14 protein-coding genes are annotated in these 14,153 nt (G+C 65.5%); 4 read left to right on the plus strand and 10 right to left on the minus strand.

Translation table 11 applies throughout. The annotated features are described in order from the left end of the window. Nucleotides 1–15 precede the first annotated feature (15 nt). Entirely contained in the window at nucleotides 16–1,236 is a 1,221-nt protein-coding gene (locus BMY68_RS05550; protein WP_085531133.1) for a cytochrome c biogenesis protein DipZ, read from the plus strand. 72 nt (nucleotides 1,237–1,308) lie between these two features. Here the strand turns inward: BMY68_RS05550 and BMY68_RS05555 are convergent, their stop codons facing one another. Both BMY68_RS05555 and BMY68_RS05560 read right to left on the minus strand, forming a co-directional pair. Further along, nucleotides 1,309–1,620: an AzlD domain-containing protein gene (locus tag BMY68_RS05555; RefSeq protein ID WP_009043562.1), complete on the minus strand. Its 312-nt coding sequence runs from the start codon at nucleotides 1,618–1,620 to the stop codon at nucleotides 1,309–1,311. Next, nucleotides 1,620–2,318 carry an AzlC family ABC transporter permease gene (locus BMY68_RS05560; RefSeq protein ID WP_085531131.1) on the minus strand — a complete coding sequence of 233 codons (699 nt, stop codon included), beginning with the start codon at nucleotides 2,316–2,318 and terminating at the stop codon, nucleotides 1,620–1,622. Before BMY68_RS05560 ends, BMY68_RS05555 begins: the two co-directional genes overlap by 1 nt. Before the next feature lie 452 nt (nucleotides 2,319–2,770). On the opposite strand from BMY68_RS05560, the gene BMY68_RS05565 reads away from it, so the two are divergent. The 3 genes from BMY68_RS05565 (at nucleotide 2,771) to BMY68_RS05575 (ending at nucleotide 5,120) form a co-directional block, all read left to right on the plus strand. Then, nucleotides 2,771–3,427: a ribonuclease T2 family protein gene (locus BMY68_RS05565; protein WP_085531129.1), complete on the plus strand. Its 657-nt coding sequence runs from the start codon at nucleotides 2,771–2,773 to the stop codon at nucleotides 3,425–3,427. A gap of 85 nt (nucleotides 3,428–3,512) precedes the next feature. Further along, nucleotides 3,513–4,433: a pyridoxal-phosphate dependent enzyme gene (locus BMY68_RS05570; protein ID WP_085531128.1), complete on the plus strand. Its 921-nt coding sequence runs from the start codon at nucleotides 3,513–3,515 to the stop codon at nucleotides 4,431–4,433. Between the two features lie 57 nt (nucleotides 4,434–4,490). Then, nucleotides 4,491–5,120: a LysE family translocator gene (locus BMY68_RS05575; protein WP_062825678.1), complete on the plus strand. Its 630-nt coding sequence runs from the start codon at nucleotides 4,491–4,493 to the stop codon at nucleotides 5,118–5,120. Nucleotides 5,121–5,298: 178 nt separating this feature from the next. Here BMY68_RS05575 and BMY68_RS05580 read toward each other — a convergent pair whose 3' ends face one another. The 8 genes from BMY68_RS05580 to BMY68_RS05615 form a co-directional block, all read right to left on the minus strand. After that, on the minus strand, nucleotides 5,299–6,084 hold the full coding sequence (locus BMY68_RS05580) for a hypothetical protein (RefSeq protein WP_085531126.1): 786 nt from the start codon (nucleotides 6,082–6,084) through the stop codon (nucleotides 5,299–5,301). An 86-nt stretch (nucleotides 6,085–6,170) separates the two neighbouring features. After that, a complete protein-coding gene (locus BMY68_RS05585) occupies nucleotides 6,171–6,524 on the minus strand; it encodes a DUF2493 domain-containing protein (RefSeq protein WP_085531124.1) in 354 nt (117 codons plus the stop codon). Beyond that, complete coding sequence (locus BMY68_RS05590) at nucleotides 6,512–8,221, minus strand: Na/Pi cotransporter family protein (protein WP_085531123.1); 1,710 nt, start codon at nucleotides 8,219–8,221, stop codon at nucleotides 6,512–6,514. Before BMY68_RS05590 ends, BMY68_RS05585 begins: the two co-directional genes overlap by 13 nt. Before the next feature lie 21 nt (nucleotides 8,222–8,242). Next, nucleotides 8,243–8,458, minus strand: coding sequence for a hypothetical protein (locus BMY68_RS05595; RefSeq protein ID WP_009043569.1), 216 nt, complete (start codon nucleotides 8,456–8,458; stop codon nucleotides 8,243–8,245). An 85-nt stretch (nucleotides 8,459–8,543) separates the two neighbouring features. Next, nucleotides 8,544–11,258, minus strand: coding sequence for a magnesium-translocating P-type ATPase (gene mgtA / locus BMY68_RS05600; RefSeq protein ID WP_085531121.1), 2,715 nt, complete (start codon nucleotides 11,256–11,258; stop codon nucleotides 8,544–8,546). Nucleotides 11,259–11,547: 289 nt separating this feature from the next. Beyond that, complete coding sequence (locus BMY68_RS05605; protein WP_007920982.1) at nucleotides 11,548–11,832, minus strand: hypothetical protein; 285 nt, start codon at nucleotides 11,830–11,832, stop codon at nucleotides 11,548–11,550. A gap of 429 nt (nucleotides 11,833–12,261) precedes the next feature. Beyond that, nucleotides 12,262–13,419 (minus strand): glutathionylspermidine synthase family protein, encoded by a 1,158-nt coding sequence (locus BMY68_RS05610; protein ID WP_085531119.1) that lies wholly within the window; start codon nucleotides 13,417–13,419, stop codon nucleotides 12,262–12,264. Between the two features lie 11 nt (nucleotides 13,420–13,430). Continuing rightward, the gene (locus tag BMY68_RS05615; protein ID WP_085531117.1) at nucleotides 13,431–14,147 is read right to left on the minus strand and encodes a DUF1190 domain-containing protein; all 717 of its coding nucleotides are present in this window, start codon (nucleotides 14,145–14,147) and stop codon (nucleotides 13,431–13,433) included. Between the last annotated feature and the right edge of the window lie 6 nt (nucleotides 14,148–14,153).

A 14,153-nucleotide genomic window follows, 5' to 3' on the forward strand; every position in this document is an offset into this window, starting at 1 on the left:
ATCACAGGTGATGCCATGTTGCTCATAGCGTTTCTCGGCGGGGTCCTGACCATCCTCAGCCCCTGCATTCTTCCGGTGGTGCCGTTCCTGTTCGCCCGGGCCGACCGCTCGCGCGGCTCGGTGCTGCTGACCCTCGGCGGCATGGCGCTGACCTTTGCCCTGGTGTCGAGCCTGGCGGTGGTCGGCAGCGACTGGATCGTCCGGGCCAACGGCATCGGGCGCCAGCTGGCGCTGATTGTGCTGGGGCTGTTCGCGCTGTCGCTGATCTTTGCCCGCTTCGGCAACTGGCTGGCGCGGCCCTGGGTCAGCCTGGGCAATCGCCTGGACGGCCTGCGCCTCGATCGGGCGCGCAAGTTCTCCGGACCCTTGGCGGCGCTGTTGCTGGGGGTGGCCACCGGCTTGCTCTGGGCGCCCTGTGCCGGGCCGATTCTCGGGGTGATCCTGACCGGCGCCATGCTGCAAGGGGCGAGCGCCCAGACCAGCCTGTTGCTGCTGGCCTACGGCCTGGGCAGTGCCCTGTCCCTGGGGCTGCTGATCTTTGCCGGAAGAGGGCTGGTCAACCGGCTCAAGCCGTCCCTGCCGGCCACCGCCTGGCTGCGCCGCGCCGCCGGTTGCCTGGTGTTGCTGGCGGCCGTGGCGATCGGCAGCGGGGTGGACGACCGCCTGCTGGCCAGCACCTCATCCCAAGGCGGCGCGGCCCTCGAGCAAGGCCTGCTGAAGAGCGTGCCCAAGGCCCTGGACTACCTGATCGACAAGGCTGGCGCGGCACCCGCCGAGGCGCTGCCGAGCAAGGGCCCGATGCCTTCGCTGAGTGGCGCGGTGCAATGGTTGAATTCGCCGCCGCTGGACGCCGAGGCCTTGCGCGGCAAGGTGGTGCTGGTGGACTTCTGGACTTACGACTGCATCAACTGCCAGCACAGCCTGCCGTATGTGAACGCCTGGGCGAAAAAGTACGCCAAGGACGGGCTGGTGGTGATCGGCGTGCACACCCCGGAATACGCCTTCGAAAAGGTCATCGACAACGTCAAGGCCCAGGTGCGCAAGCTGGATATCGGCTACCCGGTGGCCATCGACAACGACTATGCGATCTGGCGTGCCTTCGACAACCAGTACTGGCCGGCTCACTACTTTATCGACGCCCGCGGCCAGGTGCGCTACAGCCACTTTGGCGAGGGCAGTTACGAGGCGCAGGAGCAGGTGATCCAGCAGCTGTTGCGCGAAGCCAAGGCGCCTTGAGGGGCCGGGTTGCCGATTGGGGGCCGGGCGGTGGGGCAGGCACACCGCGTTCTTCAGAGCGCCAGCCAGCCTCTACAACCACCAGCGCAGCAGGAAAAAGAACGCCATGCTCAGCAGCATGCTGACCAGGGTGTTGCGGGTGTAGATCACCAGCACGATGGCCACCAGCGAGCTGATCAGGTACGGGTTGTCGTAGGCCAGGTTCAGCTGGTGCTCGGGCATGAACACGATCGGTCCGCAGATCGCGGTGAGCATGCCCGGTACGGCGAAACCGAGAAATTGCCGGGCGTTGCTGCTCAGGCGCACCGGCAGGCGCGGTTCGAGAAACACGTAACGGTTGAGAAACACCAGCAAGCCCATGCCGAAAATCACTGCCCAGACCATCATGTGCGCTCCCGGTATAACTTGTTGCAGAGAAAACCCGCGGTCATGCCCATCAGGCCCGACAGCACCAGGGCCGAGCCCCATTGCCAGTAGCTGAACAGTACCGAGCAGAACAGCGATACGGCCACGCAGACCACGGTCGGCACGTTGCGCACCAGCGGCGTGATCAGGGCGATAAAGGTGGCGGCGATGGAGAAGTCCAGGCCCAGGTGTTCGAGCCCGGGAATGGCGCGCCCGAGGACGATGCCGGCCAGGGTGAACAGGTTCCAGGCGATGTAGAAGGTCAGGCCCACGCCGAGGGCGTACCAGCGATCGAACTGCTGCTTGTCGTGCTGGCTGGTCAGGGCGAACAGCTCATCGGTGAGCAGGAACCCCAGGCCGACCCGCCAGCGTCCTGGTAGCGGCGAAATCACCGAACGCATGCTCATGCCGTACAGCAGGTGCTGGGAGGTCAGCAGCAGAGTGGTGAGCAGGATCGAGAAAATCCCCGCGCCGCCCTTGAGCATGCCGATCGCCACCAGTTGCGCGGCGCCGGCGAAGACGATGCTCGACAAGCCCTGGCCTTGCAGGGGCGTGAGATTGGCCTCGATGGCCATGGAACCCGCCAGCAGGCCCCAGGGCGCGGTGGCCAGGGACAGCGGCAGGATGGCAACGGCACCACGCAGGAACGCGGTGCGGGGAAGAACAATGCTGGACATGACAGCCTGCAATCAAGGAACGGGAACCGACTGTGCCAGCCCGCGACGGAAATGGCTTGAACGATCTTGCGCACTTGGCGCCAACGACCGTTATTTATCGTTCACCCCGCAGATGCTTCGGTAGGAGCGGCCGGTCGACGCTCGATTGTCGGCGATTGGAGCAATGCGGTGTGCCTGGCATGACGCCTCGCGAGCAAGCTTCGCTCCTACAGAGGCGAGTGTTTGCCACAAATCCCGCATTCGCCTGGTCATTGCGTAGACGCTGCCCGCTGGCCATGGCGCCAACCCGATCTGTCTGCTAAAACGCTTCGCTAGCATCGGCCAGCTTCCCTGTGGGGGAGGTGGCCTGTCATCTTCCTGCAACAGCCCCGTGCCAAGAAGGGTGTCTGGCCGCTACCGGCCAGGTCACTACGGGGCCGTTCACCCACTGCCCCATCCCAAGGAGAGGGTCTATGAGAAAACTGTTTGCAACCGCGGCGCTGGCCGCGCTGATGATCTGCACCGTCGGGGTCAGCCAGGCACGGGAGGCGCGACAGCAGCGCGAATCGGTCGCCGGGGTGTTCGACTACTACCTGCTGTCGCTGTCCTGGTCGCCGACCTTTTGCCTGACCCATCCGGAAAACGAGCAGTGCTCTGGCAAGGGCTACGGTTTTGTCCTGCATGGCCTGTGGCCGCAATACGCCAAGGGCGGCTGGCCGCAGTCCTGCCCGCCCTTGACGCAGCTGAACGCCGAAGAGCGGGCCAAGGGCCTGACCCTATTCCCGACGGCCAAGCTGATGGAGCACGAATGGAGCAAGCACGGCACCTGTAGCGGGCTGGGCGCCATGGGCTACCTGGAGACCTCCGACCAGGCCCTGGGCAAGGTGAAGATTCCCGAGGTGCTGGAACCTTCGACCACCGTGCATTACTTCGAGGCCCGGGAGATCGAGCAGTTGTTCCGCCAGGCCAACCCGGGCATTCCGGAGAAGGGCGTAGCGGTGTTGTGCAGCGGCCCGGAACTCTCCGAAGTGCGGGTCTGCCTGGACAAGAACCTGGGGTTCGGCGCCTGTGGCAAGGGCGTGCGCACCCAGTGCCGCCAAGGCGATATCCGCATACCGCCGATTCGCTGACCGGCGAGCGGCCAGGGGGAGGCGGCATAGGCTGGCCTGAGCATCTAGGGTTGCAAGACGCCCGTCTTCATCCAAGGAGTCCATGATGCTGCATATCCGCACCCCCCTGATCCTGCATCCCGGGTTGTCCACGGCCACCCGGCGTATCTGGCTCAAGCTGGAAAACCTGCAACCCAGTGGCTCGTTCAAGATGCGCGGCCTGGGCCTGCTCTGTACCCAGGCGGCGCAGCAGGGCAAGCGCCGCGTGGTCTGTCCGTCCGGCGGCAATGCCGGGCTGGCCACGGCGATGGCGGCGGCCAGCCTTGGCCTGCAAGCCTGCATCGTGGTGCCACAGACCACCGCGCAAACCACCCGCGAACGCATCGCCCGGACCGGCGCCGAGGTGCTGGTGCATGGCCAGGTCTGGGACCAGGCCAACGAACGCGCGCTGCAACTGAGCAGCGCTGCCGACAGCGAATACGTGCCGGCCTTCGACCACCCGGTGCTGTGGCAAGGGCACAGCAGCATGATCGATGAAATCCTCGAAGACTGTCCGCAGGTCGACACCATAGTGGCGTCGGTGGGCGGTGGAGGCTTGCTGGCCGGCATCCTCACCGGCCTGCTGCGTCACCAGCGCCAGGACTGCCGGATCATCGCCTGTGAAACCACTGGCAGCGCTTCCTTTGCCGCAGGGCTGGCGGCCGCGCACCCGGTCAAGTTGGCGAAGGTCGACACCGTCGCCAGTTCCCTCGGCGCGGCCCAGGTGGCGGCCTGGCCGTTGCAGCAGATCCAGGCTTTTGCCCATCAGTCGCTGGTGTTGTCGGATGCCGAGGCGATCCTCGGCGTGGTGCGTTATGCCGACGATCTGCGCCAGCTGGTGGAGCCGGCCTGCGGCGTCTCGCTGGCGGTGGCCTACCTCGATCACCCGGCCATCGCCGCGGCGCGGGACGTGGTGATCGTGGTGTGCGGCGGCGTCAGCATCAGCGCTCGCCAGGTGGCGGACTGGGGCGCTTCGCTGCCGGGCTGAAAGCCCCTGGTGTATGCTGGCCGACCTGTTGTACCTGTGGTTTTACGGAGGGTTCGGATGGACGCCACCACATTGTTTCTGTACGTCGTCACCGTCAGCGCGGTGATGATGACCCCGGGGCCGTCGATGCTGCTGGCTCTCAATAACGGTGCCACCCATGGCATGCGCATCGCCGGTTGCGGCATGGCTGGCGCGATGCTGTCCGACCTGTTGCTGATCGGTGCGGTGGGCTGCGGCCTGGGGGCGTTGCTGCAAGCTTCCGAGCAGCTGTTTTCCATCGTCAAGTGGGGCGGCGCGGCGTACCTGTTGTACCTGGCGTGGGTGCTGTGGAAGGCGCCGACAACGGCGCTGGCCGCGCAGAGCGGCGGCGCTGCCAGCAGCGGGCGCGGGGCTTTCATGCGCTCATTGCTGGTGGGGCTGTCGAACCCCAAGGGGTTGCTGTTTTTCTCCGCCTTCCTGCCGCAGTTCGTGCGCCCCGACCAGCCGGTGGCGCAGCAGTACCTGATCCTGGCGCTGGTCAGCACGGCGATCAATTGCGTGATGATGGCGACCTACGCTTTTGGCGGGCGCTATGCCATGCGCACCTTCTCCGCGCGGGCGATGCTGTGGATCAACCGCAGCTGCGCCGGCATGCTCGCGGTGCTGGCGCTGGGCCTGAGCCTGTATCGGCGCAGCGATATCCGCTGAGTCTGCATGAGTCTGACCTGCCGGCGCGCTGCGCCTATCGCCAGCAAGCTGGCTCCTACAGGCTTTGCGGCGAGCGCGGACTCGCGGCAGGCGCCGATCCTGTAGGAGCCAGCTTGCTCGCGAGGCGGTGTGTCAGGCACACCGCGTTGTCCCTGGCGCGGCCTTTCTGAAACAGCCTCTAGAACCTCAAGGTCGCGCCGCTGGTCAGCCAGCGGTCGCGGCCTTCGTTCAACTGGCCACCGAGCACCAGGTCGAGGTCCAGGTTCGCCCCCAGGTGCAGCCGTGGCCCGGCTTGCCAGGCCTGCTCGCCGCCGCGCTGGCCGTAACGCTCGGCGACCAGGGTCAGGCGTTCGCCCAGGTCGTATTCGAAGCCGCCGCCCCAGGTCCAGTGGTGGTTCTGCTGGCCGTCGTCATAGGCGTGGGCCCAGCCGGCGTTGAGGTTCAGGCGCAGGCTGTCCAGGGGCTGATAGGTCAGCGGCAGGCCGATGTCGCCACCGTCGAACGAGTGGTTGCGGTTGAGGGCGAAATGCGCGGACGTCGCCAGCGCCAGTTGCAGGCCAAGGTCTTCGCGGTTCCACAGTTGCGCCTTGAGTTGCGGGCTCAGTTGGGTTTCGCCGTGGCCGTCCTCACGGTTGCGCTCGAGGGCGGCGCCCAGTTGCAGCCTGGGCAGGCCGGCGAAGGTGCAGGCCGGGGAGACCACCGCGCCATGGCTTGCGCCGTGGTGGCGCAGGCTCTGGTACCAGATATCCAGGTTGCATTCCCCCGGGGCGTTGATTGCGCCGTCGTCCACCACATAGGCGCCGCCCGCGGCATTGGCCTTGGCGACCAGGGTCAGCAGGCCGATCAGGCTCAGGGTGAGGCCGACGAACATCAGGTTGCGCCGCAGCATGCGCCGTTTCGCCGGGGGCAGGTCGCGGGTGAGGCTGGCGAAGCGGTTGTGGCGCGAAGGGCTGTATTTGGACATGTCGGTTCTCGCTAAGGCATGGGCAGCGGCCGCGCTGTGTGGGCCGCTGCGTAGTCGAGTGGGGAAGTAGTCGAGTGGGAAAAGGGTCATTGCCAGTCGCTCACTGACAGGGTCTGGATGCCCGCGGCCCTGGCCAGGGCCACCAGCTCTTCGGTGTCGTCGCCGCCGGGCAGGGCGATCACCATGTCCGGCCGGCTGTCGCGCAACATGAAGGCGTTGCGCAGGCGTTCGGCGAGCTTGCCGTGCAGCTGCCAGTTGGCCGGGTAACGCACGATGTCGGCGCCGATTTCCCGGCCCCAGTCTTCTATTTCTGCGCCGAGGAACTGGTTGCCGCCGTGGATCAGCACCTGCACTTCATGCAGGCGCTGAAAGGCGTCGAGCACCCGCCGGCACATCTGGACGTCGGCGCAGTGGCGCCCGGCGCAGATCAGGACACGCATCGTGCGGTCTCCTGCGCCGTCGGCTGGATGCTCAACGGGTTGTCCAGGAGCATTTCGCCCAGTTCGGCGTTATCCAGGTCGCGCTCGCCGGCCCGCTCCAGCGCCGGATAGGCCAGGGCCGCGATGTGGTGGTGCACGCGCCGGTAGTCGCGCAGCACCCGCTGGAAAATGTCGCCGGACTCGGCCCAGGCCGTGCGGTCCTCGCGCAGGCTGCGAAAGTGCTCGCGGCTGGCGTCGGCTTCCAGCCGCCTGACCAGTTCCTTGCGGTTCACCAGCTGGTGGGCGTTGGCCAGGTCTTCGCGCAGGAACACGGTGATCGCCAGGCTCAGGCTGTCGACCACGGCCTGGTGCAAGGGCTCGATGCAGTCCAGCTCGAACACCGAGAACTGCTCGCCGCGCCGCAGCCGGCGCGCCGCCAGTTGGGTCAGGCTGCTGGAGAGGATGTCGCCGGCGTGTTCCAGATTGATCACGAACAGCAGGATTTCCTGGGCGCGGTCGGCGTCCTGGTCGCTGATGCCGTCCTGGCCGATATCCGCCAGGTAGGCGCGGATCGCGGCGCTGAGCAGGTCCAGCGACTGGTCGATGCGCCGCACTTCATCGGCGCCGGCCGGGGTCGAGGCCTGGAACAGGCGCAGCACCCGGTCGAGCATCAGCGACAGCATGTCGGCCAGGCGCAGGGCTTCGCGGGCGGCGTTGGACAAGCCGATATTGGCCACCGCCAGGCCGGCTTCGTCCAGGTAGTGCGGCATGCCCGGGTCGACGTCGCGCGGCGGCTCCGGCAGCAGGCGGTTGAGCAAGGTTGCCATGGGACCGGTCAGGCCGATGAACAGCAAGGCCAGCACCAGGTTGAACAGGCTGTGCAGGTAGACCACCTGCAGGCTGGCATCGAGGGCGGCGACCGGCGCGCTCTGGGCGATCCAGGGCAGGCACGGCAGCAGTACGGCGGCGCCGCTGAGGCGCACCAGCAGATTGCCCAGGGGCAGGCGCCGGGCGACGCTGGAATCGGCGTTGAACAGCGACGGCAGGGCGCCGCCGATATTGATCCCCAGCACCAGGGCCATGGCGGTCACCGAGGACAGCAGCCCGGTGGCGGCCAGGGACGCCACCAGCAGCACCACGGCGACGCTGGAGTGGCACAGCCAGGTCAGCAGCGCCGCCGCCAGCAGGGCGATCAGCAGGTCGCCGTCGAGGCCACGCATCAGCGCGGCGAACACCGGCGTGCCTTCCACTTCGCCCAGGGTGCCGCCGAGCATGCGCAGGGCCAGCAGCATCAGGCCCAGGCCGATCAGCGCGCAGCCGAGGCTTTCAAAACGCGAGTCGTCGCGCAGGCGAAAGACGATAAAGCCTGCCAGCAGCACCAGCGGCGTGAGGATCGAGATATCGACGCTGAGCAGTTGCACCACCAGGGTCGAGCCGATATTGGCCCCGAGCATCACCGCCAGTGCGGGGGCCAGGCCCAGGGTGCCGGTGGCGGTAAAGGAGCTGGCCATCAGGCTCACCGCGGTGCTGCTTTGCAGGACCCCGGTGATGGCGATGCCGGACAGCAGGGCCATCCAGCGGTTGTTCAGGTGCTGCCCCAGCCACTGGCGCAGCTGGGTGCCGAAGCCGCGCAGCAGCGCCGAGGAAATCATCTGGGTGCCCCACAGCAGCAGGGCGATGGAGCCAGCGAGGTTGATCAGCAGAGTAGTTCCCGACATGAGGACTCTCCCTTGTGTGTTTCATGGCTTGGCGGATCGCAGCAGGCGGATGCAGCGGCGATGAAGAGCGCTGGCAAGGCCCAGCAGCAGGCGGATCTCGACCCCGCTCAGCAGGCCCCGGGCATATAGCCGCACGCTGGCCTTGGTCAGCAGGGTGGCGATCCGTTCCAGGACGATTACCAGCAGCGCGCGCAAGGCGCGTTCGGCCGATGACAGCAGCTCGATGATCGGTTTCATGCTGGGTGCTCCACTTGGGCGGGGCCCGGTGTTTGCGATACCTGGATGGGCGGTGCCTGGGGTAGCGCCGCGGACCGTCAGGCCCTCAGAACCATTGCTTGAAGCGACGGATATAGAGGGTCTTCATGGTCTGGGCGACGACGCAGTAGCACAGCAGGGTGCCGACCAGCCAAGGGAAGTATTCCCACGGCAGCGGTACCAGGCCGACCATTGCACCCAGCGGCGAGAACGGCACGTAGATGCCCAGGGCCATCACCAGGCCGGTCATCAGCATCACCGGCAGCGCCGCGGTGCTCTGGATGAACGGGATCTTCTGGGTCCGCAGCATGTGCACCACCAGGGTCTGCGAGAGCAGGCCTTCGATGAACCAGCCGGACTGGAACAGGGCGGCCATTTCCACGCTGTTGGCGGCGAACACGAACCACATCAGGGCGAAGGTGGTGATGTCGAAGATCGACGAGGTCGGCCCGATCCACAGCATGAAGCGCCCGATGTTCTTGGCGTCCCACTTGCGCGGCTTGCGCAGGAACTCCTTGTCCATCTTGTCCCACGGCAGCGACAGCTGGGAGATGTCGTACATCAGGTTCTGCAGCAGCAGGTGGATCGCCAGCATCGGCAGGAACGGAATGAACGCACTGGCCACCAGCACCGAGAACACGTTGCCGAAGTTGGAGCTGGCGGTCATGTTCAGGTACTTCATGATGTTGCCGAAGGTCTCGCGGCCCTTGATCACGCCTTCTTCGAGGACCATCAGGCTCTTTTCCAGGAGGATGATGTCCGCCGATTCCTTGGCGATGTCGGTGCCGCTGTCCACCGAGATACCGACGTCGGCGTCGCGCAGCGCCGGGGCGTCGTTGATGCCGTCGCCGAGGAAGCCCACGGTATGCCCGTTGGCCTGCAGGGCCTTGAGCACCCGGGATTTCTGCAGCGGGGTGAGCTTGGCGAACACCGTGCGTTCTTCCACCAGGCGCGCGAGCACCGCGTCGTCCATGTGCTCGATATCCCGTCCGAGCAGCGGCTGGCCGACTTCCAGGCCGACCTCGCGGCAGATCTTCGCGGTGACGATCGGGTTGTCGCCGGTCAACACCTTCACCGTCACGCCGTTTTCGCGCAGCGCGGCGATGGCCGGGCCGGCGGTTTCCTTGGGCGGGTCGAGGAAGGTCAGGAAGCCTTCGATGATCAGCTCGCGCTCGTCGCTGGCGCTGTATTGCTGGCGGGTCTGCCCCGGCGCCAGGTCGCGGGTGCCGACCAGCAGCACGCGGAAACCATCGCGGTTGTATTCCTCGGCCAGCTCCAGCAGCGCCGCCCGGCGCCCGGCGTCGAGGGCCACGGTGACGCCGTCCTGGCGCACCCGGGTGGCGGTGTCGAGCATCTCCTCGACCGCGCCCTTGCACACCAGCAGGTGATGGCCGCTGGCGTCGGCGAGGATCACCGAGAGGCGCCGACGGACGAAATCGAACGGCAGTTCATCGACCTTGCTCCAGGCATCGGGCGCGCTGAACTTCGGGTTGTTTTCGGCGTAGCTCACCACCGCGCGGTCCATCAGGTTCTTCATGCCGCTCTGGTGGTAGCTGTTGAGCCAGGCCAGTTGCAGCACCTGGTCGCAGCGGCTGCCGCTGATATCGACGTGGTGCTCGAGGATGATCCGGTCCTGGGTCAGGGTGCCGGTCTTGTCGGTGCACAGCACGTCCATGGCGCCGAAGTTCTGGATCGCGTTGAGGCGCTTGACCACCACCTTGCGCTTGGCCATGGCCGCGGCGCCCTTGGCCAGGTTGGCGCTGACGATCATCGGCAGCATTTCCGGGGTCAGGCCGACGGCCACCGCCAGGGCGAACATGAAGGCTTCGGCCCAGTCACCCTTGGTGAAACCGTTGATCAGCAGCACCACCGGCACCATCACCAGCATGAAGCGGATCAGCAGCCAGCTGACGCTGTTCACCCCGCGGTCGAAGGCGGTCTGGCTCCGCGAGCCGACGATGGAGCGCGCCAGGGAACCGAAGTAGGTGCGCGATCCGGTGGCCACCACCACCGCGGTGGCGGTGCCGCTGACCACGTTGGTGCCCATGAAGCAGATGTTCGGCAGGTCGAGCAGGTCCTGTTGGTCGGCTGCCGTGCGATGGGCGGATTTCTCCTGCACTGCGCCCAGGGTGTCGTACTTCTCCACCGGCAGCGCCTCGCCGGTCAGCACCGCCTGGCTGATGAACAGGTCGCGGGATTCGATCAGGCGGATATCGGCGGGAATCATGTCGCCGGCCGACAGTTGCACGATGTCGCCGACCACCAGGTCGCGCATCGGCACTTCGCGCAGCGCGGCTTTCATGCCCATCTGCTCGCGGCGCAGCACGGTGGCGGTGGTCCGCACCATGGCCTTGAGCGCCTCGGCGGCCTTGGACGAACGATATTCCTGCCAGAAGCGCATCAGGCCGCTGACCAGGACCATGACCAGGACGATGATCACCCCGGTCAGGTCGGTTTCCTCGCCGGCTTGCAGGGGCAGCCAGAAGTCGGTGAAGAAGCTGATGGTGGTCAGCGTCATCAGCACATAGATGAACGGGTTGTTGAAGGCTTGCAGCAACTGCACCAGGGCATGCGGCGGCCGGTCGTGGGCCACTTCGTTGAAGCCGTCGCGCTGCAGGCGGCCTTCGGCGTCGAGTTCGGTCAGGCCGTTGGCGTTCGACTTGACGTTGTCCAGGGTCACGCCAAGGCTGTTCTGCGCTTCGCGGGCGGCGCGCATCGACAGCCGGGTGTCGTCGCGGGTGGGGTTTTGCGAGGAGGCGGTGCGGGTTTTTACCGTAGTCATTACGTGTGCTCCTGCCGCAGGCTTGCGGCACGACACACAGACCACTCACCTATTCAAAGACGAGCGAACGTATGTCGAGCCGCAAGTAAGCGATCGATTCAGGTAGTTGCGTTTTATTGGTTTTAACGTTCGCCGCCTATTCAATGGATATGAACAGGCGACGAACCTACTACTGGCTTCGTCCATAACAATGACCACCAACTTTTAGTTGTAAGCAGGCAATAGGAAGTTGCCGAATTCCTTATTAGGGAAAACGTTAAGGAAGGACTTGAAAGTGCCTTCGATTGAACTAGAAGTGCGAGTCCCGGGACAGGCTCAGCAGCAGGCCGGCCTGCATGAGGAGGCCGGCCAGGCTCCGACTCTGAGGGTCCTGGCTGTCGTCGAAACTCCAGCGTTGCTGGAGCCGGCAGGTGACCGGGCAGACGCGCCAGTTGGCCCGCGGCCGGGTTTGCGAGGAGGGGGTGGAATACAGGGTGCCGACCCGGGAAACGGCCGCGCGCTCAGCGCAGGGCTTGACCCGCATGGTCGATGCAAAGGCGCGTACGCCGGGCATTACAGTGGATTTGAAGTTCATAACAGTTGCCTCGCGACCGGACTGGCTCCGGTGAAGGCAAGTTACGAAGGAGCGTCAAGCTCTAGCGCAGCTCACCCGACCGAAAAGTCGAGTCCCGTCATGTTCTGGGTTAAGTGCCCAGCCCTGCGCAAGCGCATCGACCAGACAGCGTCTAGATACTGTGTCCATTGGCTTCTTTTGTGAGTTGAAAAAAGGCCGGTTTGGCCGGCCCGCGCAATTTACTCAGGGCCACCTGTCAAGTCAAGATTAAATTGCCACGAATCATATGTTCGTTCAGCTTTAAGTAAGGTCTGTAGCGGAACTCAGATAAATGATGGGCAAGTTATATAAGGCAGTTCTGAATGACGGCCATAACAATGCTGGAGATCGTTATTGTGCTGTAGCCGTTGAGAAACAGGCCGAGGCGCATTGCGCGCCCCGGCGGATATATCAGTCGAGGATCAGGTGCGGCAGGAAGCGGCTGGAGTCCTTGGTGATCAGGCTGTCGTCTTCACGCACGCCGATACCGGCGGCCTGGTCGCCGATGACCCAGGAGCCGATCAGGGTGTAGCTGTCGCCAAAGCGCGGCAGCGGGGCGAAGGACTGCAGGATGTAGGGCGCGTCGGTGTAGGGGCCGTCTTCCTTGACCACCTCGTCCTGCGGGGTGCGCAACTCGATGTTGGCGCCTTCGCGGGAAAAGAACGGCTTGCGCACCCAGCCCTTGGGCACCTCGCGTTGCGGGTGTGGGTCCAGGTGGGTTTCCAGCAGGTTCGGGTGGCCCGGGTGGGCCTCCCAGAGCAGCGGCAGGATGCCCTTGTTGGAGAGGATGGATTTCCACGCCGGTTCGAAGAACTGCGTGTCGCTGGCGGCGATCGCTGCGCCGAAGGGCTCGTGGAAGATGAACTCCCAGGCGTGCAGTTTGAACAGGTGCGGGATCCAGCGGTCCTGCAGGTCGACGAAGCGGCCTTCGGCGGTGAGGCCGATGTCTTCCACGTCGATGTGCTGCGACTCGATGCCGGCCTTTTCCGCGATCAGGCGCAGGTAGTCGGTGGTGGCGCGGTCCTCCACCGAATCCTTCATCGAGGCGAAGTAGAACGGTCGCGTGATCCCCAGCTGAGCGAAAGCCTGGTGCAGCCGGGTGTCGATGCTGTTGAACTGGTCGGCATGCCGTGGCAGCAGGCCGCGCTCGATGTTCTGCTCCAGCCAGCCCCATTGGAACGCCGCGGTTTCATAGAGGCTGGTGGGCGTGTCGTAGTTGAGCTCCAGCAGCTTGGCCGGGCCCTGGCCGTTATAGGAAAAATCCAGGCGGCCATAGAGGTGCGGGTGACCCTCGAGCCATGAAGTGCGGATCATGTCGTAGAAGGCCGGCGGGATGCTCAGGCGATCGAGCAGGGCCTCGCTGCGCACCACCCGGTCCACCAGGTCCATGCACATCTCATGGATCTCGGTGGTCGGGTCTTCCAGGTCGTCCTCGATCTGCTTGAGGCTGAACTGGTAGTAGGCGCTTTCGTCCCAGTAGGCTTCGCCGTCGATGGTGTGGAACAGGAAGCCGAGTTTTTCCGCGGTCTGTCGCCAGTCCGGGCGTTCGTTGCAGAGGATCTTCTTCATGGCGCGCTTCCTTAGCTGCTCGAGCGTCCCGAACTCCAGCTCGAGGAGCTGGAGCCGCCCCAGCCGCTGCGGGCGCTGGCCTGGCTGCCGAAGCCGCCGCGGGAGGTGGCGGAGGACACGGACATCGGCCGGGTGTTGGTCCGGAAGCCGCTGCCCGACTGCGCCTGGCGTGACTTGGAGAAGGTCGAGCCGCTGGCGATGCGCTGGTTGAGCGTCGAGTTGGCGTAGCTGCCGCGGTCGTCGCGATAGCGGTAGACCGGCTCGGAGTAATAGTTGCGGCTACCGCCGCTGAGCAGGTTACCGATCAGCAGGCCGGTGAGCAGGCCGCTGTCATTGCTGCTGAACGACGAGCTGCGGCCAGCCTCGGGGCTGACCCCGGCTGCCGCCAGCTGTTCGCGGGTGAAGGCGCCCTGGGCGTTGATTTCAAAGCCGCCGAGCTTGGGCACGAACTTGCCGCTGGAGTCCACCTGGCACCAGTTTTCGACGAAGTCGGCATCGCAGTCGGCCTGGTTGTCGTAGACCGGCGCCTGAGCGCGGTGCTCCGCCATGGCCTTGATATAGGCATCGGAGCAGACGTCCACGGCGATCTTGCCGTCCACGCATTCCTGCACCGACTGGAAGTTGAATTTCTGCTGGACCGCGAGGGTCTCCGGCTCCGAGTTGCAGCCCGAGATCGCCAGCGCCACCGAGGCGGCCAGGGAGAGCTGAACGTATTGGCTTCGTTTCATCGAGGG

The sequence above is a fragment of the Pseudomonas sp. NFACC41-3 genome, from assembly GCF_900109505.1.
GTDB lineage: Bacteria > Pseudomonadota > Gammaproteobacteria > Pseudomonadales > Pseudomonadaceae > Aquipseudomonas > Aquipseudomonas chlororaphis.

Bases quoted from the DNA above. Each gene is read 5' to 3' on its own strand.
- BMY68_RS05550 (WP_085531133.1), top strand. From the start codon at position 16: ATGTTGCTCATAGCGTTTCTCGGCGGGGTCCTGACCATCCTCAGCCCC.
- BMY68_RS05555 (WP_009043562.1), bottom strand. From the start codon at position 1,620: ATGGTCTGGGCAGTGATTTTCGGCATGGGCTTGCTGGTGTTTCTCAAC.
- BMY68_RS05560 (WP_085531131.1), bottom strand. From the start codon at position 2,318: ATGTCCAGCATTGTTCTTCCCCGCACCGCGTTCCTGCGTGGTGCCGTT.
- BMY68_RS05565 (WP_085531129.1), top strand. From the start codon at position 2,771: ATGAGAAAACTGTTTGCAACCGCGGCGCTGGCCGCGCTGATGATCTGC.
- BMY68_RS05570 (WP_085531128.1), top strand. From the start codon at position 3,513: ATGCTGCATATCCGCACCCCCCTGATCCTGCATCCCGGGTTGTCCACG.
- BMY68_RS05575 (WP_062825678.1), top strand. From the start codon at position 4,491: ATGGACGCCACCACATTGTTTCTGTACGTCGTCACCGTCAGCGCGGTG.
- BMY68_RS05580 (WP_085531126.1), bottom strand. From the start codon at position 6,084: ATGTCCAAATACAGCCCTTCGCGCCACAACCGCTTCGCCAGCCTCACC.
- BMY68_RS05585 (WP_085531124.1), bottom strand. From the start codon at position 6,524: ATGCGTGTCCTGATCTGCGCCGGGCGCCACTGCGCCGACGTCCAGATG.
- BMY68_RS05590 (WP_085531123.1), bottom strand. From the start codon at position 8,221: ATGTCGGGAACTACTCTGCTGATCAACCTCGCTGGCTCCATCGCCCTG.
- BMY68_RS05595 (WP_009043569.1), bottom strand. From the start codon at position 8,458: ATGAAACCGATCATCGAGCTGCTGTCATCGGCCGAACGCGCCTTGCGC.
- mgtA (WP_085531121.1), bottom strand. From the start codon at position 11,258: ATGACTACGGTAAAAACCCGCACCGCCTCCTCGCAAAACCCCACCCGC.
- BMY68_RS05605 (WP_007920982.1), bottom strand. From the start codon at position 11,832: ATGAACTTCAAATCCACTGTAATGCCCGGCGTACGCGCCTTTGCATCG.
- BMY68_RS05610 (WP_085531119.1), bottom strand. From the start codon at position 13,419: ATGAAGAAGATCCTCTGCAACGAACGCCCGGACTGGCGACAGACCGCG.
- BMY68_RS05615 (WP_085531117.1), bottom strand. From the start codon at position 14,147: ATGAAACGAAGCCAATACGTTCAGCTCTCCCTGGCCGCCTCGGTGGCG.